This is a genomic window from Polaromonas sp. P1_G1 (genome assembly GCF_056405595.1).
Genome location: NZ_JBFUBU010000014.1, coordinates 46822 through 71117 on the forward strand (window position 1 = coordinate 46822; position 24296 = coordinate 71117).

Annotated in this window: 24 protein-coding genes and 1 riboswitch; of the genes, 18 read left to right on the forward strand and 6 right to left on the reverse strand. The window is 64.3% G+C overall.

Translation table 11 applies throughout. From position 1 onward, the window contains the following. Positions 1–20: 20 nt before the first annotated feature. Positions 21–1988 carry a TonB-dependent receptor domain-containing protein gene (locus AC1D1Y_RS08895; protein WP_477682023.1) on the reverse strand — a complete coding sequence of 656 codons (1968 nt, stop codon included), beginning with the start codon at positions 1986–1988 and terminating at the stop codon, positions 21–23. An 83-nt stretch (positions 1989–2071) separates the two neighbouring features. After that, positions 2072–2359: riboswitch (cobalamin riboswitch) on the reverse strand. A gap of 46 nt (positions 2360–2405) precedes the next feature. Between AC1D1Y_RS08895 and AC1D1Y_RS08900 the strand changes: the two genes are divergently transcribed. The 3 genes from AC1D1Y_RS08900 (at position 2406) to AC1D1Y_RS08910 (ending at position 4162) form a co-directional block, all read left to right on the forward strand. Further along, the gene (locus tag AC1D1Y_RS08900; RefSeq protein WP_477654723.1) at positions 2406–2645 is read left to right on the forward strand and encodes a DUF904 domain-containing protein; all 240 of its coding nucleotides are present in this window, start codon (positions 2406–2408) and stop codon (positions 2643–2645) included. Further along, positions 2642–2962: a cell division protein ZapA gene (locus AC1D1Y_RS08905; RefSeq protein ID WP_477682024.1), complete on the forward strand. Its 321-nt coding sequence runs from the start codon at positions 2642–2644 to the stop codon at positions 2960–2962. Before AC1D1Y_RS08900 ends, AC1D1Y_RS08905 begins: the two co-directional genes overlap by 4 nt. Positions 2963–3346: 384 nt before the next feature. Continuing rightward, the gene (locus AC1D1Y_RS08910; RefSeq protein WP_477682025.1) at positions 3347–4162 is read left to right on the forward strand and encodes a sulfite exporter TauE/SafE family protein; all 816 of its coding nucleotides are present in this window, start codon (positions 3347–3349) and stop codon (positions 4160–4162) included. Here AC1D1Y_RS08910 and rraA read toward each other — a convergent pair. Further along, complete coding sequence (gene rraA, locus AC1D1Y_RS08915; RefSeq protein WP_477682026.1) at positions 4159–4704, reverse strand: ribonuclease E activity regulator RraA; 546 nt, start codon at positions 4702–4704, stop codon at positions 4159–4161. The genes AC1D1Y_RS08910 and rraA overlap by 4 nt on opposite strands. Continuing rightward, a complete protein-coding gene (locus tag AC1D1Y_RS08920; RefSeq protein WP_007873193.1) occupies positions 4701–5192 on the reverse strand; it encodes an Lrp/AsnC family transcriptional regulator in 492 nt (163 codons plus the stop codon). The genes rraA and AC1D1Y_RS08920 overlap by 4 nt, the downstream gene beginning before the upstream one ends. Positions 5193–5284: 92 nt before the next feature. Between AC1D1Y_RS08920 and yedA the strand changes: the two genes are divergently transcribed. The 7 genes from yedA (at position 5285) to AC1D1Y_RS08955 (ending at position 12896) form a co-directional block, all read left to right on the forward strand. Beyond that, entirely contained in the window at positions 5285–6208 is a 924-nt protein-coding gene (yedA, locus tag AC1D1Y_RS08925; protein ID WP_477682027.1) for a drug/metabolite exporter YedA, read from the forward strand. 108 nt (positions 6209–6316) lie between these two features. Next, complete coding sequence (locus AC1D1Y_RS08930; protein ID WP_122956824.1) at positions 6317–6775, forward strand: SWIB/MDM2 domain-containing protein; 459 nt, start codon at positions 6317–6319, stop codon at positions 6773–6775. 405 nt (positions 6776–7180) lie between these two features. Next, on the forward strand, positions 7181–8191 hold the full coding sequence (locus tag AC1D1Y_RS08935; RefSeq protein ID WP_411879545.1) for an ABC transporter permease subunit: 1011 nt from the start codon (positions 7181–7183) through the stop codon (positions 8189–8191). Beyond that, entirely contained in the window at positions 8188–9087 is a 900-nt protein-coding gene (locus AC1D1Y_RS08940) for an ABC transporter permease subunit (RefSeq protein ID WP_477654718.1), read from the forward strand. The genes AC1D1Y_RS08935 and AC1D1Y_RS08940 overlap by 4 nt, the downstream gene beginning before the upstream one ends. A gap of 10 nt (positions 9088–9097) precedes the next feature. Further along, positions 9098–10114 (forward strand): ABC transporter ATP-binding protein, encoded by a 1017-nt coding sequence (locus tag AC1D1Y_RS08945; protein WP_436154161.1) that lies wholly within the window; start codon positions 9098–9100, stop codon positions 10112–10114. Further along, the gene (locus tag AC1D1Y_RS08950) at positions 10111–11124 is read left to right on the forward strand and encodes a peptide ABC transporter ATP-binding protein (protein WP_477676382.1); all 1014 of its coding nucleotides are present in this window, start codon (positions 10111–10113) and stop codon (positions 11122–11124) included. Before AC1D1Y_RS08945 ends, AC1D1Y_RS08950 begins: the two co-directional genes overlap by 4 nt. Positions 11125–11258: 134 nt before the next feature. Further along, positions 11259–12896: an ABC transporter substrate-binding protein gene (locus AC1D1Y_RS08955; protein WP_477682028.1), complete on the forward strand. Its 1638-nt coding sequence runs from the start codon at positions 11259–11261 to the stop codon at positions 12894–12896. An 83-nt stretch (positions 12897–12979) separates the two neighbouring features. On the opposite strand, the gene AC1D1Y_RS08960 is transcribed toward AC1D1Y_RS08955, so the two are convergent. The 3 genes from AC1D1Y_RS08960 to AC1D1Y_RS08970 all read right to left on the reverse strand — a co-directional run bounded on the left by AC1D1Y_RS08960 (position 12980) and on the right by AC1D1Y_RS08970 (position 15816). Beyond that, entirely contained in the window at positions 12980–13603 is a 624-nt protein-coding gene (locus tag AC1D1Y_RS08960; RefSeq protein WP_477682029.1) for an HAD family hydrolase, read from the reverse strand. 39 nt (positions 13604–13642) lie between these two features. Next, positions 13643–15361, reverse strand: a complete 1719-nt coding sequence (locus AC1D1Y_RS08965; protein WP_477682030.1) for a thiamine pyrophosphate-binding protein — start codon at positions 15359–15361, stop codon at positions 13643–13645. A 146-nt stretch (positions 15362–15507) separates the two neighbouring features. Next, a complete protein-coding gene (locus tag AC1D1Y_RS08970) occupies positions 15508–15816 on the reverse strand; it encodes a hypothetical protein (RefSeq protein ID WP_477682031.1) in 309 nt (102 codons plus the stop codon). 160 nt (positions 15817–15976) lie between these two features. Between AC1D1Y_RS08970 and AC1D1Y_RS08975 the strand changes: the two genes are divergently transcribed. The 8 genes from AC1D1Y_RS08975 to AC1D1Y_RS09010 all read left to right on the forward strand — a co-directional run bounded on the left by AC1D1Y_RS08975 (position 15977) and on the right by AC1D1Y_RS09010 (position 24289). Next, positions 15977–16624 carry a TetR/AcrR family transcriptional regulator gene (locus AC1D1Y_RS08975; RefSeq protein ID WP_477682032.1) on the forward strand — a complete coding sequence of 216 codons (648 nt, stop codon included), beginning with the start codon at positions 15977–15979 and terminating at the stop codon, positions 16622–16624. A 147-nt stretch (positions 16625–16771) separates the two neighbouring features. Continuing rightward, positions 16772–17545, forward strand: coding sequence for an ABC transporter permease (locus tag AC1D1Y_RS08980; protein ID WP_477682033.1), 774 nt, complete (start codon positions 16772–16774; stop codon positions 17543–17545). Positions 17546–17626: 81 nt separating this feature from the next. Continuing rightward, positions 17627–18634, forward strand: coding sequence for an ABC transporter substrate-binding protein (locus AC1D1Y_RS08985; protein ID WP_477675273.1), 1008 nt, complete (start codon positions 17627–17629; stop codon positions 18632–18634). Positions 18635–18652: 18 nt separating this feature from the next. After that, complete coding sequence (locus AC1D1Y_RS08990; protein WP_477682034.1) at positions 18653–19438, forward strand: ABC transporter ATP-binding protein; 786 nt, start codon at positions 18653–18655, stop codon at positions 19436–19438. A gap of 11 nt (positions 19439–19449) precedes the next feature. After that, positions 19450–20880 carry an enolase C-terminal domain-like protein gene (locus AC1D1Y_RS08995; protein WP_477682035.1) on the forward strand — a complete coding sequence of 477 codons (1431 nt, stop codon included), beginning with the start codon at positions 19450–19452 and terminating at the stop codon, positions 20878–20880. 23 nt (positions 20881–20903) lie between these two features. Next, positions 20904–22067: a Gfo/Idh/MocA family protein gene (locus AC1D1Y_RS09000; protein WP_477682036.1), complete on the forward strand. Its 1164-nt coding sequence runs from the start codon at positions 20904–20906 to the stop codon at positions 22065–22067. Between the two features lie 11 nt (positions 22068–22078). Next, positions 22079–23263: a dihydrodipicolinate synthase family protein gene (locus tag AC1D1Y_RS09005; RefSeq protein ID WP_477682037.1), complete on the forward strand. Its 1185-nt coding sequence runs from the start codon at positions 22079–22081 to the stop codon at positions 23261–23263. Positions 23264–23323: 60 nt separating this feature from the next. Continuing rightward, entirely contained in the window at positions 23324–24289 is a 966-nt protein-coding gene (locus AC1D1Y_RS09010) for a Bug family tripartite tricarboxylate transporter substrate binding protein (RefSeq protein ID WP_477682038.1), read from the forward strand. Positions 24290–24296: the final 7 nt, after the last annotated feature.

A 24296-nucleotide genomic window follows, 5' to 3' on the forward strand; every position in this document is an offset into this window, starting at 1 on the left:
GGGTGGCCTTGGCCTCAGATTTACCGGGGTGCCCAGGTCAAACCGACGTACAGGGTACGCCGGGCGGTGGCGTAGGTGTTGGCGGTCTGGTAGACCTTGTCGGCGAGATTTTCCAGCTTGGCGGCCAGCTTCCAGTCGCGCGACAAGGCCGTCGTGGCGCTCAGGTTCACGACAGAATAGCCGGGCAGCACCACATTGCTGTTGTCGCTGTCGAAGGCGTGCGAGGCCATGACCAGGTCGGTCGCGAGCTGCCAGCCGCCCAGCGGCATTTCGGCGCCCAGCGTGCCGTACTGGCGCGAGCGGCGCTGCAGGGTGCGGTTGGTGGTGACGTTCTTGGGATTCTGCAAATCGAGCGAGCCATGGAGGCGGACATTGCCCAGGGTCTCGGCCGCCGTGAGCGTCAGGCCGGTGTACTGGGCCTGCGCCGTGTTGGCATAGCAGGCGCGATTGCTCAACACGGTCGGCGGGCCGCCGTTGATGCAGGGGCCGTTGCCGTTGACAAAGCTCAGCAGGTTGGTCAGGCGGTTGCGGTAGACCGTGACGCCGTACTGCGACGTCCCCTGGCTGTATTTGAGCGCCGCCTCCACGCTGCGGCCGGATTCGGGCTTCAGGGTCGAGGTGCCGTAGATGCTGAAGCGCTGGTACAGCGTGGGCACCCGGAAAGACGTGCCGGCGGAGGTGGACACTTTCCACTGCGGCGTGATCGCGAAGGCATAGGCCGCGGAGCCGGTGGTCTTGCCGCCGAATTCGCTGTCCCTGTCGTGGCGGGCGTTGAGCTGCACGGTGTGCGCGCCGCCGCTCCAGCCGTAGCCCAGGCTCACGCCGTCCAGGGAGCGGTCCTTGTTGAGGACACTCGCGCCCCCCGGGATGGCCGTGGAGCCGACCAGGCGGAACACGTCGCGCCGGCTTTCCAGCGCGGCGCTCAGCAGGTGCGCGCCCAGGCGGTATTCGTTCTGGAACAGCAGCGTGCTGATGCGGCTCCTGTCGTAGGAGATTTGCGGCGTCGAGCCGTTCAGGCCCTCTTCGCCGGAATCGGTGCCCTGCGTAAGGGCCAGCTTGGTGCTGTAGCGATCGGACCATCTGGCCTCCCACTGCAGGCCCAGGGTCTGCAGGTCGCTGATGCGGCGGTAGTCGCGGGTGGGGCCTCCGTCGTACTGAGAGTCGGTGTGGCTCTGCAGCACATTGGCTTCGATGCGGTGGTCGGGGTTGAGCTGGAAACCAAGCTTGGCGTTGGCACCCAGGCTTTTGTAGCCGTCGGCATCGGGGTTCTGGGCCGCGATGGTCCGGGCGTTGAAGCCGTCGCTCTGCCCCTGCGAGAGGCCCAGCGCGTAGTCGAAAGCGCCGGCCGACCCGCTGGCGGCGAGTTCAACCCGGCTGGTGTTGTAGGAGCCGTAACCCACCGTCACGGACGGCGAAAACGGGCCCTCCCCGCGCTTGGTGAAAATCTGGATCACGCCGGCCACGGCGTCGGAGCCATAGACGGCGCTGCTGGGGCCGCGCAAGACTTCGATCCGGTCTATCAGCGCAATCGGGATATTGTTCCAGGAGGCGCCGCCAGCGGTCGCCTGGGACTCCACCCGCACGCCGTCGATGAAGACGGGGGTGTGGCGGCTTTCGCCGCCGCGCACGAAGACGCTGGTGTTCGCGCCCATGCCGCCGTTGCGGGTGATCTGGACGCCCGGCACGCGGGCCAGGATGTCGGCCAGGCCGACCGGGCCGGCGCGTTCCAGGGTCTCGCGGTCGATGACGGTGACGTCGGCGACGACATCACCTATCGGCTGCGCGCTGCGCGTGGCGCTCACGACCATTTCCTTGAGTTGGCGCGGGGCGACTACCTGGGCGGCCTGGGCAATTTGGGTTGTTTGGGCGGTTTGGGCGGTTTGGGCGGTTTGGGAAAGGGCCGGAGACGCGGCCAGGAAAGCCAGCGGGAATGCGGCGGCCAGCACCGGCGGGTACACGGCAAGGCGTGCGTGGGGAGCAATTTTCATGAATCAGACAGTCAGCAATGGGCCCTCGCCGGCTTCCCCGCCGGCGTGTGAGCGTTACAAACGCCCAGCCCAGGGACTGGACGTGCGCGTTCACCTTGTTGGCCGGTATCCGGGCTGACGGAACCGCCTTCATCGCCTTCCCAAGCGCTTGTTCAAGGCGCTCAGTGGCGAATGATGAAAGCTGAATTTGCTCTGGCGTGAAGCCGGAAAGCGCATTCGTCCGTTTTACCGTTGCGGGGGCAGCGCAGGTTGAAGGTCTGGGCGCCGGCGATCAGGGTTGACCCGATATGCCTGGCTTTGACGCTCTCCTGCTTCCCGTTGAACTGCAGCATGTGAACCACACTGCGGGCACCAACAGGGCCGATTCTACGCGGCCCTTCCCGATGTCATGCCGCAAACCCTACAATGACGCTTGCCATGGCGAACCAAACCCAAATCGACCAGATCACCGAACGCGTCGAGCGGCTGTTGCTGCGCTACGAGGAATTGCAGCGCACCAACGAACTGCTGGCGGAGCAGGTCGGCCTGCTGACCCAGGAGCGCGACTCCCTCAAGTCGCGCCTGGGCGCGGCCCGCGCCCGTGTCGACGCCCTGCTCGAACGCCTGCCCGAAAGCAGCGGCCACGGCAACAAAACCACCGCGGGAACCGAGTCATGAAGCAGCTCGAAGTGCAGATCATGGGCCAAAGCTATTTGCTGGGCTGCCCCGAAAACGGCGACGCGCGCATGCTGGACGCCGTCAACCGCGTCGACATGGCCATGTGCCGGATCCGCGACGCCGGAAAGATCAAGGCGCGCGACCGCATCGCGGTGCTGGCGGCGCTGAACCTGGCCTTCGAGCTTCCCGAGCGCACGCCGGGCGCCGTTGCCGCACCGGCGGCCGCACCCACGGCCGGCAATGCCGAGAACGCTCAGCTCGCGGCCCTGCTGCAGCGGCTGGACACCGCCCTGGGCACGGACGGCCGCCTGCTTTGAAGCCGGGCGCGCCTTCGGCCGCAGCCCTTGCCCGACCTCCTTCAACGGATACCTTCACCACGCTCCGCACGGGGCCGCAAAGGCCTACAATGAAGGCGTCTGCGATGCGTATTGGGCTTTATATTTCCTTGAACCAATGCTCTACGAGCACGGGCTTGGTAAATTGTCCGGCAGGTGTGATCGTCTCGCGTCAGACGAACCCGAAACCCGACTGCCCTCGCCCACCTGAACCCCGGTTCAGGATGACGGTCCAGTGGCACTCGCAGACACCTTATTTGCGCCCTCGCCTTGCCCCCTCTCCCGCCTCCCCTCCCTCCAACCTCGCCCCGCCGCAGCGCTTCCCCGCGAAGCGCCGCAGGCCTGCGGCCCCATGCCTGACACCCCATGATGCTTGAACCCCTTCTCATTGTTGAACTGGCCATCCTGGGCGTCGGCACCGGATTTCTCGCGGGACTGCTGGGCATAGGCGGCGGCATGCTGATGGTGCCCTTCATCACCATCATCATGTCCAACCGCGGCGTGGCGCCGGACCTGGCCGTCAAGATGGCGATCGCCACGTCCATGGCCACCATCATCTTCACCTCGATCTCCAGCGTGCGCGCGCACCACAAGCGCGGCGCGGTGCGCTGGGACATCGTCAAGCGGCTGGCGCCCGGCATCGTGATCGGCAGCATCATCGGCAGCCTCGGTGTGTTCGCGCTGCTCAAGGGCTCCTACCTGGCGATCTTCTTCGGCCTGTTCGTGAGCTTTTCCGCCACGCAGATGTTCCTGGACAAAAAACCCAAACCGACGCGGCAGATGCCGGGCACGGCGGGCCAGTTCGCGGCCGGCGGCTTCATCGGCTTCCTGTCGGGCCTGGTCGGTGCGGGCGGCGGCTTCATCAGCGTGCCCTTCATGACCTGGTGCAACGTGGCCATCCACAGCGCGGTGGCGACCTCGGCCGCGCTGGGCTTCCCGATCGCCGTGGCCAACGTGCTGGGCTACGTGATCAGCGGGCAGAGCGTGCAAAACCTGCCCGAGAGCTCCTTCGGCTACATCTGGCTGCCGGCCCTGGTGGTGATTGCCGTGTGCAGCTTCATGACGGCGCCGCTGGGCGCCAAGGCCGCGCATAGCCTGCCTGTGGGCAAGCTCAAGCGGGTGTTCGCGAGCATCCTCTACGTACTGGCCGCGTACATGCTCTACAAGGGTCTGAAGGGCTAGGCTTTTCCCTGCGCCGGCATCACCACGATGCCGTCCTCGTCGGCATAAAGCCAGTCGCCCGGATAGACGCGCACGCCCTGGAGCTGGACGGGAATATCGCGCTGGCCTTCCTGCCGCCTTTCGGTGGGCAAGGGCATGAGGGCCAGGGCGCGTATGCCGGTCCGGCAGCGCGCCAGTTCGGCGGCGTCGCGCACACATCCGTCGATCACCACACCGGCCCAGCCGTTTTTCGCCGCGGCCAGGCCGAGGTTGCCACCCAGCAGAGCGCGGCGCAGCGAGCCGCCACCGTCCACCACCAGCACACGCGCTTCGCCGGGCGATTCGACGGCGGCCTTGACCAGCGAGTTGTCTTCAAAACATTTCACGGTGACGACGGGGCCGCTGAATTTTGCGACGCCGCCATAGCTCTGGAACACCGGCGGCAGCACCCGAAACGCGCCCGAGGTGTCGCCCTTGTGCGCATCACAAAGGTCGCAGGTGGCGAAGACGGCGGGGGCCGAAGAGGCCGAAGATGCGGGAGACGAAGGGGCGGCAGTGCTCATTTTCCGGTGACTTTCTTGATGACGGGTTTGATGTCCTCGCGGCGGGCCGGCAGCACGACGGCGTTTTCGCGGGGGGCGTTGAGAACGATGGAAGTCGAGGTCTCGGTGAGGATGCAGAACTTGGTCACCACCGCGTCCAGGTGGGCGACATCGATCACCGCGATCTCCAGCACCCAGCTGTCCTCGCCGGTGACGTTGTAGGCATTGATGACCTCGGGCGTCTGCTCGATCAGCTTGACCACGCGGGCGTATTCGACCCTGCCCACGCGGGCAATGGCGCGTATGCCGTAGCCCAGGCGCGCCAGGTCGACTTCGGCCCGGTAGCCCTTGATCACGCCGCCCAGCTCAAGCTTGCGCACGCGCTCGGTCACCGCGGGCTGGCTCAGGTGGACGCGGCGGCCCAGCTCGGCCATGGTGATGCGCGCGTCGCGCTGCAGCTCGCCAAGGATGCGGCTGTCGTAGTGGTCCCATTCGGTGGTTTCGGTCATGTCGGGTTTCAAGCTTTAAATTCAAAGGCCAGTTGCGGTTTTGCCGTTAATTTTGCATGGCCTGCAGGCACATGGCAACCTAACATCCCGGCATGACCTCCGCACTCATCTCCCCTCCCGCCGCCGGCAAGGCGCCGGCGCTCCTGATCCCCGCCCTGCTCGCCTGTTACCTGGTGTGGGGCTCGACCTACCTGGCGATCCGTTTCGCGCTGATCAGCTTCCCGCCCTTCTTCCAGATGGGAACGCGCTTCCTGGCGGCCGGCATCCTGCTGATGGCCTGGGTGCTGGCGCGCGGGCACAAGCTGCCGAGCCGGCGCGAATGGGCCAACGCCGCCATCATCGGCACCCTGATGCTGGGCGGCGGCATGGGGCTGACGGCCTCGGCCGAAGTCCACATCGGCTCGGGCCTAATCGCCACCTTCATCGCCATCGTGCCTATGCTGGTGTCGGCCTGGGGCCTGCTGCTGGGCCAGCGGCCCAGCCGGCTGGAGTTCATCGGCATGGCGGTGGGCCTGGCGGGTGTGCTGATGCTGGTGCAAGGTGCCAGTTTCGGCGCGGCGCCGGTGGGGCTGGCCTGCATCGCGGGTGCCACGCTGCTGTGGTCGCTGGGGTCGGTGCTGTCCGCCACGCGCCTGCCACTGGCCCCAGGCCCTGCGGGCTTTGCCAGCGAAATGTTGTGCGGCGGCGCGGTGTTGATGCTGATTTCTCTTGCACTGGGTGAGCATCGCGAGGCCGCCGCGAACTGGCCGGCGCAGCCCGAAGCGATGCTCGCCTGGCTCTATCTCGTGGTGTTCGGCTCGCTGATCGCCTTCAGCGCCTACCTGTATTTGCTGGCCAATGCCTCGCCCGCGGTGGCCACCAGCTACGCCTTCGTGAACCCCTTGATCGCGATTTTCCTGGGTGCTTTTTTCGCCGGAGAGCACGTCACGGGGAGCGAATGGGCCGCCTGCGGCGTGATTCTCACAGGCGTTTTCCTGATTTTCAGAGGTAAATCTGCAACATCCAGGCGCAAATAAAGTGGGTTTTCACTAGGAAACTGCGTTTTTCTCCAGTAGCATCCGCATTGCCACAAGGAAGTAGTTATCCGTGTGGTGATTTATCAACTTCTAGAAGGAAAATCAATCATGGCAACTGCGAAAAAAGCACCGGCTAAAAAAGCGCCTGCAAAAAAGGCTGCTCCGGCAAAGAAAGTAGCTGCGAAGAAAGCAGCTCCTGCGAAGAAGGCTCCTGCGAAAAAAGCAGCGCCTGCGAAAAAGGTAGCCGCGAAGAAAGCAGCTCCCGCCAAGAAGGTTGCGGCCAAAAAGCCAGCAGCGAAAAAAGCGCCCGCCAAAAAGCGTACGCCCAATGCAGCGTTCATGAAAGCGCTGACCTTGAGCCCCGCACTGGCAGCCGTGGTTGGCGACAAGCCTCTGCCACGCACCGAGATCGTCAGCAAGCTGTGGGTTTACATCAAATCCAAGGGCCTGCAGGACAAGGTCAACAAGCGCATGATCAACGCCGACGAAAAACTGCGCGCCGTTTTCGGCAAGGCGCAAGTGTCGATGTTCGAGATGGCTGGCCTGATCGGCAAGCACGTCAAGTAATCGGCTTCCGCCGATTTCGAAAAGGCCGGTTTCACCGGCCTTTTTTTATGCACGCACGCACCGCCCCGGCCTCGCAGCGACGCCCCTCTGGCACGCATCCTGCATTACTCCTTCGCCTTCGAAACACGCTTCATTAGCGCCGCAAGCGCCACTGTAGGTGTGCTGATGCCATAGGGTTACTGGGTAGCCCGCCGGTGGCGGCAGTGCCGAAAAATGATGCTAATGTTGCTAAGATAAAAAATTCCCCGCGGCACTGCCCCGGGCCTGACTGACTAGACAAGATCCCATGTTGATGCCACTGCATTTGAAGACGGGGGCGGCGGAAATTTCCGCGCGCTCCGCATGTCGCTTTCGCGACGGAAATTCCCTAGCCAGCGCTAAGCCTTGCCTTAGCATCCCGCGATAATGCTGCGCTTTATCTTTACCCGACTGAGCCTGATCATCCCCACCTTCCTGGGGATGACACTGCTGGCCTTCTTCCTGATCCGCATGGTGCCGGGAGACCCGATTGAAACCATGGCGGGCGAACGCGGCATCGATCCGGTGCGCCATGCCCAGCTCCTCAAGGAATTCGGCCTGGACAAGCCCGTTATGGTGCAGTACGGCATCTACATCGTCCGCGTGCTCAAGGGCGACCTGGGCAAGTCGCTGATCACCCAGGAGCCCGTGCTGCGCGAGTTCCTCACGCTGTTTCCGGCCACCATCGAACTGGCGGTCTGCGCGATTTTGTTCGCGCTGCTGATCGGCATACCGGCCGGCATCCTGGCGGCGGTGAAGCGAAACTCGATACTCGACCACGGTGTCATGGGGGTGTCCCTCACGGGTTACTCCATGCCGATTTTCTGGTGGGGGCTGCTGCTGATCCTGCTGTTTTCGGTCGAGCTCGGCTGGACGCCGGTCTCCGGCCGGCTGTCGGTGCAGTACTTCATCGAGCCCACCACCGGCTTTCTGCTGATCGACTCACTGCTTTCCGACGACAAAGGTGCGTTCTGGTCGGCCGCCTCGCACCTGATATTGCCCATGATCGTGCTGGGCACCAATCCGCTGGCGGTGATCGCGCGCATGACGCGCTCGGCCATGCTGGAAGTGCTGGGCGAGGACTACATCCGCACCGCGCGCGCCAAAGGTCTTTCCAACCTGCGCGTGGTGGCCCTGCATGCGCTGCGCAACGCCCTGATCCCGGTGGTCACCGTGATCGGCCTGCAGGTCGGCGTGCTGTTCACCGGCGCCATCCTGACCGAAACCATCTTTTCCTGGCCCGGCGTCGGCAAATGGCTGATCGAAGCCATCAGCCGCCGCGACTACCCCGTGCTGCAGGGCGGCATCCTGCTGCTGGGCGCCATCGTCATGGCCGTCAACCTGCTGGTGGACATCACCTACGGCATCATTAACCCACGCATCAGGCACCAGCGATGAGCACGGCCACCTTGAAACCCGCTACCGCGCCCGCGCCGCCGCACCCGCTGCGCGAATTCTGGAACTACTTCAGCGCCAACAACGGCGCCGTGATCGGCTTGGTCATCGTCATCGGCGTGCTGCTGATCGCGCTGTTCGCGCCGCTGCTGGCGCCGCACGCGCCCAACATCACCAACAATGCGGTCTTCCTCAAACCTCCGGCCTGGCAAACCGGCGGATCATGGACCTACCCGCTGGGCACCGACGCCATCGGCCGCGACATTCTCTCGCGCCTGATGTACGGCGCCCGCCTGTCGCTGGTCATCGGCTTGGCCGTGGTGGCGCTGTCGGTGGTAGTCGGCACCGTGCTGGGCCTGCTCGCGGGGTTTTTCCGCGGCATCTTCGAGATCGCGGTGATGCGCCTCATGGACATCATCCTGACCCTGCCCAGCCTGCTGCTGGCCATCGTGATTGTGGCCATCCTCGGCCCCGGGCTGATGAACGCCATGCTGGCCGTGGCCATCGTCGTACTGCCGCATTACGTGCGCATCACGCGCGCCGCGGTGATCGCCGAGACCTCGCGCGACTACGTGACGGCCGCCCGCATGAGCGGCGCCAGCCGTATCCGCCTGATGTTCAGCGAGATCCTGCCCAACTGCACGGCGCCGTTGATCGTGCAGGCCTCGCTGGGTGTCTCGACCGCCATCCTGGACGCGGCCGCCCTGGGCTTCCTGGGCCTGGGCGCGCAGCCGCCTTCTCCCGAATGGGGCACCATGCTGGCCGATGCCCGCGAATTTGTTCTGCGCGCCTGGTGGGTTGTGACCTTCCCCGGCCTCGCAATTTTGATCACTGTGCTGGCCTTCAATTTGCTGGGTGACGGACTGCGCGACGCGTTCGACCCGAAATTGAAACGCTGAAAGATTTCGTATGGCTCTCCTAGAAATAGAAAACCTCTCCGTCGAGTTCCCCTCGCAAAACGGCGTGATGCACGCCGTCGACGGCATCAGCCTGTCGCTTGAAGAAGGTGAAGTCCTCGGCATCGTCGGCGAGTCCGGCTCCGGCAAAAGCGTCACCATGATGGCCTTGATGGGCCTGGTGGCCTACCCCGGCCGCGTCAAGGCCGACAAGCTCCGCTTCGCCGGCCACGACCTCCTCAAGCTGTCGCAAGGCGAGCGCAACAAGCTCATCGGCAAAGACGTGGCGATGATCTTCCAGGAACCGACGACCAGCCTGAACCCCTGCTTCACCGTCGGCTTCCAGATCACCGAAACCCTGCGCCTACACTTGGGGCTGGACAAAAAAGCCGCCACGCGCAAGGCCATCGAGTTGCTCGAGCAGGTCGGCATCAATTCGCCCGAAAGCCGCCTCAAGGCCTATCCACACCAGCTTTCGGGCGGCATGAACCAGCGCGTGATGATCGCCATGGCGATCGCCTGCAACCCGCGCCTGCTGATCGCCGACGAGCCGACCACGGCGCTCGACGTGACCATCCAGGCGCAGATCCTCGATTTGCTGCGCAGCCTGCAGAAAGAGCGCGGCATGGCGCTGGTGCTGATCACCCACAACATGGGTGTGGTGTCCGAAATGGCGCAGCGCATCGCCGTCATGTACGCCGGCCAGATCATGGAAGAGCAAAGCGCGCACGCCCTCTTCAACACGCCCCAGCACCCCTACACCGAGGCCCTGCTGTCGGCCCTGCCCGAGCGCAGCGACGGCAGCGCGCGCCTGGCGACCATTCCCGGCATGGTGCCCGGCCTCTACGACCGGCCCACCGGCTGCCTGTTCGCCCCGCGCTGCGCCTACGCCACCGAGCATTCGCGCAACGAGCGCCCGCTGCTGCGCGCCTGGAAGGACGGCATGGTGCGTTGCCACTACCCACTGGGCGACCCGAGCCGCCAAGCCAATATCGAGCGTGACACCCCGCTGGTGGAGGCCGCGCAATGAGCACCGCCGCCATCACCCCTAGCGCCGTGCCGGCAGGCCCCGTCGTCGAGGCCAAAAACCTCAAGCAGGTCTATGAGATCCGCCGCGGCTTCATGCGCAAGTCCGACCACCTGCAGGCCGTCGGCGGCGTGTCCTTTTCGGTCCACGCCGGCAAGACGCTGGCCGTCGTCGGCGAATCCGGTTGCGGCAAATCCACGCTGGCCCGCATGGTGTCGCTGATCGAAACCCCCACGGGTGGCGAATTGCGCATCACCGGCATCGACGCCGTGAACGCACCGCATGACGAGCGCCTGGGCCTGCGCAAGGCCGTGCAGCTGGTGTTCCAGAACCCCTACGGCTCGCTGAACCCGCGTAAAAAGATCGGTGCCATCCTCGAAGCCCCGCTCGAGATCAACACCAGCCTGAACGCCGAGGAACGCGCCGCCAAGGCCCGCGCCATGCTGGCCATGGTGGGCTTGCGCCCCGAGCACTACGACCGTTACCCGCACATGTTTTCAGGCGGGCAGCGCCAGCGCATCGCCATCGCGCGCGCGCTGATGCTCAACCCCACTGTGGTGGTGGCCGACGAACCGGTGTCGGCACTCGACGTCTCCATCCAGGCCCAGGTGCTCAACCTGCTGGCCGACCTGCAGCAGTCCATGGGCCTGGCCTACCTGTTCATCTCGCACGACCTGGGCGTGGTGCGCCACATCGCCCACGACGTGCTGGTGATGTACCTGGGCCACGCGGTCGAGCAAGGCGAAAAAAACACCCTGTTCAACAAACCCCTGCACCCCTACACCCAGGCCTTGCTGGCCTCCACGCCGGGCCTGGCCGGCAGCACCGGCGTCAAGCAGCGCATCGTGCTCAAGGGCGAACTCCCCTCGCCGCTGAACCCGCCCACCGGCTGCGTCTTTTCGACCCGCTGCCCGCATGTCACCGACCGCTGCCGCGCCGAAAGGCCGCAGCTGCGCGAAGTTGCGGACCGGCAGGTGGCGTGCCACTATGCCGAAAACTTTCTCACTGCGTGACCTGAAACCATGCCTTCCCGCACCGGTTTCAGGCCACGTTTTTTAATGACCAGGGCGCACCACGTCACAAATGTGGTGCAAACTGGCCGCAAGCCCCGCTGCGAAGCAGCATCAACCTCCAAAGGGATCGTCAAATGATTCAGACCAAACCAAGTGCAAGCCGGCTCCGTCCGGTCCAGCGCGCATTGCTGTGCGCCGTCGCCCTGCCAGCGCTGCTGGCACTTTCACCCGTCTCCGCGAAGACGCTGGTGTTCTGCTCTGAAGGCAGCCCCGAAAACTTCTACCCCGGCGTCAACACCACGGGTACGTCGTTTGATGCCAACGAACCCGTCTACAACCGCCTCGTCGAATTCGAATACGGCGGCACCAAGGTCGTTCCCGGCCTGGCCGAGAAATGGGACATTTCCGCCGACGGCAAGGAATACACCTTCACGCTGCGCAAGGGCGTGAAATGGCACGCCAGCAACAAGGCCTTCAAGCCGACGCGCGACTTCAACGCCGACGACGTGGTGTTCATGTTCGAGCGCCAGTGGAAGGAAGACAACGCCTTCTTCAAGGTCACCAGCCCCAACCACTCCTACTTCAGCGACATGGGCATGCCCAAGCTGATCAAATCGGTGGAAAAGGTCAACGACCTCACCATCAAGATCACGCTGAACCAGCCTGAAGCACCGTTCCTCGCCAACCTGGCCATGCCTTATGCGGCCGTCCAGTCCAAGGAATACGCCGACGCCATGCTCAAGGCCGGCACGCCGGAAAAAATCGACCAGGACCCGGTCGGCACCGGCCCCTTCTACCTGGTGCAGTACCAGAAAGACGCGGTCATCCGCTACAAGGCCTTCCCGCAGTACTGGGGCGGCAAAGCCAAGATCGACGACCTCGTGTACTCGATCACGCCTGACGCATCGGTCCGCTGGGCCAAGCTGCAGAAGAACGAATGCCAGGTCATGCCTTACCCCAACCCCGCCGACCTGGACGCGATCCGCAAGGACTCCAACGTCACGATCGTCGAGCAGGCCGGCCTGAACGTGGGCTACCTCGCCTACAACACGACCAAGAAGCCCTTTGACGACGTGCGCGTGCGCAAGGCCATCAACATGGCCATCAACAAGAAAGCCATTGTTGACGGTGTGTACCTGAGCACCGGCGTCGCCGCCAAGAACCCGATCCCGCCGACCATGGCCGCGTACAACAACGCCATCAAGGACGACGAGTACAACCCCGAAGCCGCCAAGAAATTGCTGGCCCAGGCCGGTTTCCCCAACGGTTTCACCACCGACCTGTGGGCCATGCCCGTACAGCGCCCGTACAACCCGAATGCCAAGCGCATCGCCGAGTTGATGCAGGCCGACCTGGTCAAGGTCGGCGTGACCGCCGAGATCAAGAGCTTCGAATGGGGCGAGTACCGCAAGCGCCTGCAGGCCGGCGAACACCAGATGGGCATGCTGGGCTGGACCGGCGACAACGGCGATCCTGACAACTTCATGTACACCCTGCTCGGCTGCGCTTCGGCCCAGTCGGCCAGCGGGTCCAACATCGCCAAGTTCTGCTACCAGCCGTATGAAGACCTGGTCCTGAAGGCCAAGACCGTGACCAACCCCGCCGAGCGCATCAAGCTCTACCAGCAGGCCCAGGTCATCTTCAAGGAACAGGCTCCCTGGTTCACCATCGCCCACGCGGTGCAATTGAAGCCCATCCGCAAGAGCGTGATCGGCTACAAGAACAGCCCGTTCGGCCGCCACAACTTCTACGCTGTGGACATCAAGGAGTAATCCCTCATGGTTTGAGGCCGCCTTGTCATGAGGCGGCTTCCCATAAAAAAAGGCCGGGTCACCCCGGCCTTTTTTATGGGAGCTCAGGCAGGTAACAGTGCCGCCACCTGGGCCGGCAAGCCGGCGGGTGCCGTGCAGTGGATGGTCTGCCAGCCCAGTTGCCGGGCCGCGGCGACATTGGCGGCAAGATCGTCGATGAACAGCGTGTCGGCCGGCACCAGCCCATAGCGCTCGGCCAGCAGCTCGAAGATCGCCGGGTCGGGTTTGGCCAATTTCACGTCGCCGGAGAAGATACCACCGTCGAAATGGCGCAGGAAGTCGTGCCGGCTTTCCAGGACTCGCGCAAAAGGCGATGGCATGTTGGAAAGGTAATAGAGATGCACGTCGCCCCGGCTGCCGCGGCGCTGCTGCAACTGCTCCAGCAAAGCCACAGTGGTGTCAATCGGCAGCAGGCGCTCCCCGATGGGCGCGAGAAACCCATGCAGCAAGTCGGCCGGCAAGGCCAGCCGCCGCGCCATGGATGCCACCACATCGGGCAACTCGCGCGTACCGCGGTCGAAGGCCGCCCAGTCCTCATGGTGGAACATATCCGCCGCCAGCTTCCGGGCCGCCTCGGCCGTCGGCGTGACATGGCTCAAGTGGGTGCGTAAAAGCTCAGCCGGTTGCCACTCGAACAGCACCGCGCCGAAGTCGAAGACCACGTTCATGCCATTGCTCTTTACCGTTCGTGAACCAGGTCCACCGGATCAAAGACCCGAGCCGCCGGCGAGCCGCGCAGCGGCCGCCGTGGTGATGGCTGACAGCGTGCCGCGCGTGGTGATGACTTCCGGGTCCAGCGTCACTTCGATCACCGTGCCCTCTTTGCGTTCCAGGGCCGCCAGAAGTTCCGTCTCGAACTCATCCGTGCGCGTGATGCGCACGCCGGCATAACCGTAGGCGCGCGCCAGGCCCGCGAAGTCCGGGTTGTTCAGGCGTGAACCACTTTCGTGCGTCGGGTACTCCCTTTCCTGGTGCATGCGTATGGTGCCGTACATGCCGTTGTTGAGCAGCACGATGATGCTTTTCGCGCCGTGCTGCACGGCCGTGGCCAGCTCCTGGCCGTTCATCAAAAAGTCGCCGTCGCCGGCAATCGTAAAAGCCGTGCGGCCTGTCGTGATGGCCGCGGCGATGCCCGCCGGCACGCCGTAGCCCATGGCCCCCACGGTGGGCGCCAGCTGCGTCTTGTGGCCCTTGACCAGGCCGTGGTGCTTGAAGAAGCGGTGCACCCAGCTGGCGAAGTTGCCCGCGCCATTGGTCAGCACCGCATCAGCCGGCAAATGTTTTTGCAGCAGGCCGACGATGGCCGGCATGTCGATGTCGCCGGGGAGATTGGCCGAAGGCGTGGGCTGGAGGTTCTCCAGGTAGTCCTCGTTGGCCGAGGCCGTCCAGGCCTCCCAGGCTACGGTCACCGGCGCCGTCAGCACCTCCAGCGAACGCGCGGCGGCGTTCATGGTGGCGTTGATGGCGAGGTCGGCCTGGTAGACGCGGTTGAGTTCTTCGGCGCTGGCATGGATGTGCACCAGTTTTTGTTTCGGCCGGGGCGCTTCGAGCAGCGTGTAGTTGCCGGTCGTCATTTCGCCCAGGCGCGGGCCTATGGCGATGATCAGGTCGCTGGCCTTCACGCGCGCGGCCAGCTTGGGGTTCAGGCCTATGCCCACGTCGCCGGCATAAAGCGGGTGGTGGTTGTCAAAAGTGTCCTGGAAGCGGAAGGCATTGCCCACCGGCAGCTTCCAGTTCTCGGCAAAGCGCTGCAGCGCCTGCGCCGACTGCGGCGTCCAGCCCCCGCCGCCCGCGATGATCAGCGGGCGCTCAGACTTGAGCAGCATCTCGCGCAGCGTGCGCAGCGAGCCTGGGTCGCTCCAGGCCTGCACCGCCTCCACGCGCGGCAGCGGCTGCGCGGCCGTCATGCGGGTCAGCATGTCTTCCGGCAGCACCAGCACCACCGGGCCCGGGCGGCCGTTCATCGCGGTGGCAAAGGCGCGCGCCACGTATTCGGGAATGCGGTCGGCCTCATCAATACGTTCCACGCGCTTGGCGAAAGCCTTGGTGCTGGGGCCGAAGAAGTTGAAATAATCCACCTCCTGGAAGGCCTCGCGGTCGCGGCAGTCGCTGGCCACGTCGCCCACCAGCAGCACCATGGGCGTCGAATCCTGGAAGGCTGTGTGCACGCCGATGGAGGCATTCGTGGCGCCCGGCCCGCGCGTGACCATGCAAACGCCCGGCCGGCCGGTCAGCTTGCCATGGGCCTCGGCCATAAAGGCCGCGCCGCCCTCCTGCCGGCAGGTGACAAACTGGATCTTGCCCCGGCGCGCATGCAGGCCGTCGAGCACGGCCAGGTAGCTTTCGCCAGGCACGCCGAATGCGTGGGTAACGCCTTGGGCCAGAAGGCAATCAACGAGGAGGTGGCCGGCAAGTTGTTGAGTCATGAAGGCTATTGTGCTGGATATGGCCCCCACGCTCCCCCACTTCGTGTGGCTCGCTGCCCCCCGAGGGGGCGCTGCGCCTGCGGCCCGGCAAAGCCGGTTCCGCGGCCCCTGCTTGCATGAAGAGGGCCCAGCTTCGAGCGCTGTGCTTATTCAGGTGTGGCGGCGTCGCCATCGCTGCCGCCGGCAGCCAGAGCCTGGCGATCCAACTCTTCATCGCTCAGCGGTGGGGCAGCTTCGAGGGCGGCCAGTTCGTCAAGGAACTCCTGCGTCGGTTCTTCGTGCTCCAGCAGCACTTCCTCGAGTTTTTGCCAGCCGGTTTCCGCATGCACCGAGGGCGAGACGAGGATGGTGGGCGGAACGGGGAATTTTTCGCCAAGCTCAAACCTGAGTGCTTCAGATTTTTCTTCAACCCAGTGCGCGAAGTCACCGTCTTTGGGGGTGTTCGAATTGCTCATGGTGGGCCTCCTTGGCTTGCGTTGCGGCCTGGGCGCGAATGGCCAAAGCCTGTTTTGATTATGCGGCGATAGCGGTTGCGACGATAGTGTCCATGGCGCGGCCTTCGGCAATTTGGCCCACAGGACTTGCAATAATTCACCAAACAGTTAAATTTGCAACATGGCAGCCACCCCCTCATCCGCACAGGAACCCCGCTCACGCGACGCGGACCGCTCGCAGCAGACCATACTCCTGGCCGCGCGCGACGAGTTCGCGCTCTACGGCCTGGCCGGCGCCCGGGTGGACCGTATCGCCGAGCGCGCCGACATCAACAAGCGCCTGATCTACTACTATTTCAAGAGCAAGGACGACCTCTTCCTCGCGGTTCTGGAGAACACCTACGCCGACATACGCGCGGCCGAGCAGAAGCTGCACCTCGATGAAATGGATCCGGTCGAGGCGATACGCGAACTGGTCTCCTTCACCTGGCATTACTACCTTGAGCATCCCGAGTTCATCTCGCTGCTCAACAGTGAAAACCAGCACAATGCGGCGCACCTGAAGAAGTCCTCGCGCATCCAGGAAATGAACTCGCCGCTGGTGCAGATGCTGGACACGGTGCTTGAGCGCGGGCGCCGCCAGGCGCTGTTCCGGGCCGGCATAGACCCGATCCAGCTCTACATCTCGATTGCTTCAATCTGTTACTTCTACCTCTCGAACAACCAGACGCTCTCGACCATCTTCGGGCGTGATCTGCGCGCTCCCAAAGCCATGGCCCAGCGCCTGTCGCACATGACGGACATGGTGCTCGGCTACGTGATGCACTGAGCACCGGCCTGCCGTCTGCCCACCCCCGGAGTTTCCCTAGGGGCCGTTGACAGCCTCCGGCCTAGCCCCAACAATTCACCATATAGTTACATACGGACGTGCCGGCCCGCGGCGCCATGCCGCATGGGCAACCAGGAGACTTATCCGATGCTGCGCAAGTTGCTGTTGTTACCGGCACTCAGGCCCTTCCTGCTGATCCTGCTGCTGCTGGTGCTGTGGGACCTGGCCATACGCGGCTTCAAGATCCCGGCCTACCTGATCCCGCGCCCCGAGCAGGTCGTGGAGCAACTGGTGTCCGAATGGAGCCGCCTGCTGCGCGAAAGCTGGAAGACCACCCAGGCCACGCTGGGCGGCTTCGCGCTCACCATCCTCATCGGCATCCCGCTGGCCATGGTGATCGCCTACTCCCGCGTCGTCGAGTCCTACGTCTACCCCTTGCTGGTGTTTTCGCAAAGCATCCCCAAGGTCGCGATCGCGCCGCTGTTTGTCGTGTGGTTCGGCTTCGGCATCTTTCCCAAGATCATCTCGGCCTTCCTGCTGGGCTTTTTCCCGGTCGTGGTGTCCACCGTCATGGGTTTCAAGTCGGTCGAGCCCGACATGCTGGACCTGGCGCGTTCCATGGGCGCCAGCCGCCTGCAAACCTTTTTCAAGATCAGCCTGCCGCAGGCCCTGCCCGCCATCTTCAGCGGCCTCAAGGTCTCCATCACGCTGGCCGTGGTGGGCGCAGTGGTCGGCGAATTCGTCGGCTCGAATTCCGGCATCGGCTATGTGCTGCAGGTGGCCAACGGCAACTTCGACCTGCCCCTGATGTTCGCCGCGCTGGTGGTGCTGTCCTCCATCGGCGTGCTGCTCTTCGCGGCCATAGACCTGGTCGAGCGGCTGATGATTCCCTGGCATGCCTCGCAGCGCCAGGTGTTTTAGGCCGCCGCGCCTCCCCCTCCCTTTTTTTGTTTTTCGTTCCCCTCGTCACGTTCCATCACCGGCAACCCCAGGAGACACATCATGAAGAACCTCATATCCCCTTTGCTCACCGCCATCGCCGGCGCACTGATGCTGGCCATGTCGCCCGCCCAGGCGCAGACCAAGGCCCCCGAAAAAGTCACGCTGATGCTCAACTGGTACCTCTACAGCGAGCACGCGCCCTTCTTCCTCGGCAAGGAACGCGGCTTCTACGCAGAGGAAGGCATAGACCTCGACATCCAGGAGGGCCGCGGCTCGGCCGTCACCGCCCAAGCCGTAGCGGCCAAGTCCGCCACCTTCGGCTACATCGACGTCACCACCATGATCAAGGCTGCCGCCAAGGGCGCGCCGCTCAAGTCCACCGGCGTGCTGTTCCAGCTGAGCCCCATGTCGGTCATGGGCTTTGCCGACAAAAACATCAAGACGCCCAAAGACATCATCGGCAAGACGGTGGCCACCACGCCGGGCGATTCGATGTCGCAGATGTGGCCGCTGTTCCTCAAGGTCAACAACATCCAGGCCGACCAGGTCAAGATCGTCTCGGGCGACGGCCAGACCAAGCTCAATGCCGTGATGAACGGCCAGGCCGACCTGCTTCTCGGCTACGTGATGGACCAGGCCATCAAGCTGCAGGATGCCACCGGCAAGCAGGTCTACCCGATACGCTTCGCCGACTCGGGCATCAACCAAATCAGCTCCGGCATCATCGCCAACAAAAACCTGCTGACCGAGAACCCCGACCTGGTCAAACGCTTCATGCGCGCCTCCACGCGCGCCGCAGAGGCTGCCGAGAAAAGCCCAGAAGCGGCCGTCGACGCGATGCTCAAGGCCAACCCCAAGGCCGGCGTGCGCGACACGCTGATCGTCGGCATGAAACAAAGCGTGGCGCTGTACCACACCAAGGAAACCGCTAGCCAGCGCCCCTTCCGCGTCAGCATGAAAAACGTCAGCGACTCGCTGGACCTGCTGGTGCAATACGGCGGCATGGATGCCTCCACGCGCGGCAAGCCCGAAGACTACGTGAGCCTGGACTTCCTGCCGACGAACTGAAGAAGGCGTACTTCATCCATGCCCAACGACCACCTGATAGAAGCCCGCGGTGTCTCCAAGACCTACCAGACCAAGGACGGCCCGGTCGAGTCGCTCAAGCCCCTGGATTTTTCGATACGCGAAGGCGAATTCATCTCCGTCGTCGGGCCTTCGGGCTGCGGCAAAAGCACGCTGCTGAAAATGGTGGCCGGCCTGCTGCCCATCTCGGGCGGCACGCTGACCCTGGCGGGCAAGCCCATCAACGGGCCGCAGAAAGACGTGGGCATCGTGTTCCAGAGCGCGGTGCTGCTGGCCTGGCGCACGGTGCTCAAAAACATCCTGCTGCAGGCTGAAATGCGCCATATGCCCAAGGAGCAGGCGCTGGCCAAGGCAATGCAGCTGATCGAAATGGCCGGCCTCAAAGGATTTGAAAACAAATACCCCTGGCAGCTGTCGGGCGGCATGCAGCAGCGCGCCTCGATCTGCCGGGCGCTGCTGCACGACCCTTCGGTGCTGCTGATGGACGAGCCCTTCGGCGCGCTGGATGCGATGACGCGCGAGAAGATGAACCTGGAGTTGCAGCGCATCTGGTCGGCCTCGAAAAAAACCGTGCTGCTGATCACCCACAGCATTCCCGAGGCCGTGTTCCTGTCCGACCGCGTCATCGTCATGAGCGAGCGGCCGGGTTCCATTGCCGCGATCTACGACATAGACCTGCCGCGCCCGCGCCCGCGCACGCTGGACATGATGGGCTCGCCCGAGTTCGCGGTCTATGCCAAAAAGGTGCGCGCGCATTTTTATTCGCAGGGCACGCTGGACCACTGAAGCCGCACGCCATGGACGACGCCCTCCGTTTCCGGATCGACGACATCCGCTTTTTCGAGCGCGACGTGGTGCTGCGCCTTCCCTTCCGCTTTGGCGCGGCCACGGTGACTTCCTGCCCCCAGGTCTATGTGCGGGCCCGCATAAGCTTCGCCGACGGGTCGACCTCAGAGGGCTGCGCGGCGGAAATGATGATCCCGAAGTGGTTCGACAAGAATCCGGCCCTGTCGAATGAAGACAACTTCCGGCAGCTGCGCGATGCGCTCACGGCCGCCCGCGCCGCCTACTGCGCCGATACCTCAGCCCGGACCGCCTGGCAGCACTTCGCGCACCATTACCCCGCGCTGATGGCCAGCGGCGCGGCCGCCGGCCTGAACCCGCTGGCCGCCAGCTACGGCCCGGCCCTGCTGGACCGCGCCATCCTTGACGCACTGCTGCTCAAGCTCAATTGCAGCTTTGCCGCCGGCATGAGCGCCAATGCGGCCGGCATGGACCTGCGCGGCAGCGGCCTGGCCGCCGACCTGCGCGATTTCGACATGGCGCGCTTCCTGTCGCTGCAGATGCCGCGCAAACAAATCGCGGCGCGGCATACCGTCGGGCTGGCCGATGCAATCACCCACGCGGACAAACCGGCGCAGGAGCCAACCGATGGCCTGCCCACCTCGCTGGAGTCGGCCATCACGCGCTACGGCCACCGCCATTTCAAGATCAAGCTCAGCGGCGACACCGAAACCGACATAGCGCGCCTGACGGCCATCAGCCACGTGCTGGAAGGCGCGGCACGCGTCATCACGCTGGACGGCAATGAGCAATACGCCAGCGCCGGCGCCTTTGCCGACTTCTTCGCGCAGCTCAGCGCAGCCCCCCAGCTCGCGCCGCTGCTGGCCAGCACCGCCTTCGTGGAGCAGCCGCTGCGCCGCGACCAGGCGCTGGCGCAGGACGTGTCGGTATTGGCCAGACACGTTCCCCTGCTGGTGGATGAATCCGATGCCACGCTGGATGCCTTCGTCCAGGCCAGGGCGCTGGGCTACACCGGTGTGTCCAGCAAAAGCTGCAAGGGCTTCTACAAGTCGGTGATCAACTCCGCGCGCTGCGCCATGTGGAACCAGGCAACGCCCGGTGCACCCTACTTTCTCTCGGGCGAGGACCTCACCATGCAGGCAGGCCTGGGCGTGCAGCAGGACTTGGCGCTGGTCGGCTGGCTGGGCCTGGCGCACGTGGAGCGCAACGGCCACCACTACGTCAACGGGCTGATGGCCGCCCCCGAGGCCGAGCAGCAAAACCTGCTGCTGGGGCACGACACGCTGTACGAGTACAGCTTTGACGCCGTGCGGCTGCGCATCAAGGGCGGGCAGATTTCGCTGGGCTCACTCGACAGTCCCGGCTTCGCCACCGGCCAGGCCGGCGGCCATATTTCCTGGGACGCGATGCGTTCCGATTACTAAACCTCCGCAACAAGGAAACACACATGAGCACACAACGACTCGGCATCATCATGCACGGCGTGACCGGGCGCATGGGCATGAACCAGCACCTGATCCGCTCCATCGTGGCGATCCGCAAACAGGGCGGCGTCACGCTGTCCAACGGCGGCAAGGCCATGCCAGACCCTATCCTGATAGGCCGCAACGCTGAAAAGATCGAAGCCCTGGCCAAGGCCCACGGCATCTCGCGCTGGGGAACCGACCTCGACGAGGCCTTGAAGAACAAGGACGACACGATCTTCTTCGACGCCGGCACCACGCAGATGCGCCCGACCTTGCTGGCCAAGGCCCTACGCGCCGGCAAACACGTCTACTGCGAAAAACCGATCGCCACCAACCTCAACGAAGCCGTCGAGATCGCCCGCCTGGCCGAGAAATCCGGCCTGAAGCACGGCGCCGTGCAAGACAAGCTTTTCCTGCCCGGCCTGCGCAAGCTCGACATGCTACGCCGCGCCGGTTTCTTCGGAAAGATGCTGTCGGTGCGCCTGGAGTTCGGCTACTGGGTGTTCGAAGGTGACCTGCAGCCGATACAGCGCCCCTCCTGGAACTACCGCACCGAAGACGGCGGCGGCATGATCCTGGACATGATGTGCCACTGGCGCTACGTGCTGGACAACCTGTTCGGCGAGGTCAAGTCCATTTCCTGCATAGGCGCCACCCACATTCCCCAGCGCTGGGACGAAGCCGGCAAGCCCTACAAGGCCACCGCCGACGATGCGGCCTATGCCACGGCCGAACTCACAGGCCACGGCGGCGAACCCGTCATCGCCCAGATGAACATGTCCTGGGCCACCCGCGTGCGCCGCGACGATCTGGTCACCTTCCATGTGGACGGCACACACGGCTCGGCCGTTGCCGGCCTGTCGAGCTGCCGCGCCCAGTCGCGCGTGACCACGCCGCGCCCGGTCTGGAACCCCGACGAAAAGCAGATGATGAATTTCTTCGACCAATGGCAGGAGGTCCCGGATTCGCAGACCTACGACAACGGCTTCAAGATCCAGTGGGAACACTTCATCCGACACGTGGTGGAAAACGAGCCCTACAAATGGACGCTGCCCGAAGGCGCCAAGGGCGTGCAGCTGGTCGAGGCGGCCCTGCAAAGCTGGAAAGAACGGCGCTGGATCGACGTGCCGCCGCTCAAAGTCTGAAGGGGATTTCCATGGCACTGACACTCTCCTTGCCTTCGGCCGATGGCGGCCTGCAGCCTTATACCTTGCGCGGCAAGGCGCCGGCCGCGCCCGCGCCCGGCACGCGTTTCAACCGCATCGCCTATTCCGCCGCGCACGTGGTCGCCGACCCGCTGGCGGCAGTGGACCCCTGGCTGGCCTGCGCGGTCGACTGGGACGCCACCATCGCCTACCGCCGCCACCTGTGGTCGCTGGGCCTGGGCGTGGCCGAGGCCATGGACACCGCCCAGCGCGGCATGGGCCTGGACTGGCCGACTTCGCTGGAATTGATACGCCGCTCGCTGGACGCCGCCAAAGATATGCCGGGTGCATTGGTGGCTTCCGGCTGCGGCACCGACCACCTGGTGCTGGAAAACGTCAAGAACATCGACGAAGTCATTGCCGGCTACGAAGAGCAGATGGCCGCGATTGAAAAACTCGGCGGCAAGCTGATCGTGATGGCCAGCCGCGCACTGGCCCGCGTCGCCAAAAACCCGGCCGACTACGAACGTGTTTACGACCGCATCCTGAGCCAGGCCAAACAACCCGTCGTGCTGCACTGGCTGGGCGACATGTTCGACCCGGCGCTGGCCGGCTACTGGGGCAATGCCGATACCGACCGCGCCATGGACACCGCGCTCGGCATCATCGCGGCGCATGCCGGCAAGGTCGACGGCATCAAGATCTCGCTGCTCGACAAGGACAAGGAAATCGCGATGCGCCGAAAGCTGCCCGCGGGCGTGCGCATGTACACCGGCGACGACTTCAACTACGCCGAGCTGATCGCCGGCGACGGTTTCGGCAAGGAGGCGACGCACGGCCAGAGCGATGCCTTGCTGGGCATCTTTGATGCCATCGCGCCGGCCGCGAGTGCCGCACTCGGCGAACTCGCCAAAGGCAATGTCGACGCCTTCCACGCCATCCTGGGTCCCACCGTGCCGCTGTCGCGCCACATCTTCGCTGCGCCCACGCGCTTTTACAAAACCGGCGTGGTCTTCATGGCCTGGCTCAACGGCCACCAGAAGCACTTCACGATGGTGGGCGGCCAGCAGAGCACGCGTTCGCTGCAGCATTTCGCCGAACTGTTCCGCCTCGCTGATGCCGCCAACCTGTTGGAGCAGCCCGAGTTGGCCCTACGCCGCATGAAAACGCTACTGGCGCTGCACGGCGTCGAGTAGCCAAGAAGAAGTCACAAGAACTTCCCCCGAGTCTATTTTTACGACCTCTGGAGACAAACCATGAAGACGCGCATTTTCCTCAAAGCCAGCCTGGCCGCCGGCCTCGTAGCTGCTGCCTTTGGCGCCGCGGCGCAGGCCTATCCCAGCCGCCCGGTCAAGGTCATCATTCCCTTCCCGCCCGGCGGCACGCTGGACGCGGTGGGCCGGCAGCTGGCGCAGAAGCTCGGTGAGCAGATGGGCCAGCCCTTTGTGGTGGAAAACCGCGCGGGCGGCAACGGCACCATCGGTGCGCATGTGGTCGCGCAGGCGCCTGCAGACGGCTACACCCTGCTCTTCAATGCTTCCACTTTCACCACCGCACCCATGACCATGAAGTCCGTGCCCTACGGTGTGGTGAAAGACTTCACGCCCGTCTCGCTCGTTGCCAAGGCGCCCTTGTCGATTGCCATCAACAAGAACTTGCCGATCACCGACGTGAAGTCGCTGATTGCCCACGCCAAGGCCAACCCCGGCAAGATGACGTTTGCGGTCGGCTCCATCGGCTCGGCCGGCCACCTGTCCACCGAGCTGCTCAAGCGCGCCGGCGGCATCGAATACACCGTGGTGCCCTACAAGGGTACGGCGCCGGCTTTCCAGGATTTGATTGGCGGCCAGATCGACGGCTTTATCGACCCCATCCTCGGCTCGCTGCAGTACCACAAGAGCGGCCTGTTGCGCGTCGTCGCCATCACCGGCGACAAGCGCGTGCCCAACCTGCCCGATGTGCCGACCGTGGCAGAGACGATTCCCGGCTATGAGTTTTACAGCTGGTACGGCCTGTGGGGCCCGGCAAAATTGCCGGCGGACATCACGCAGAAACTCAACGCCGAAACCAACAAGGCGCTGGCAAGCGACATGCGCGAAAAACTGATACAGCAAGGCTTGGTGCTGACGCCCGGCACGCCGGAGGACTTCGCGAAATTCCAGAACAGCGACATGGCGCGCTCACAGAAGATCATCACCGACGGCAACATCCGTGTCGAATAATATGCAC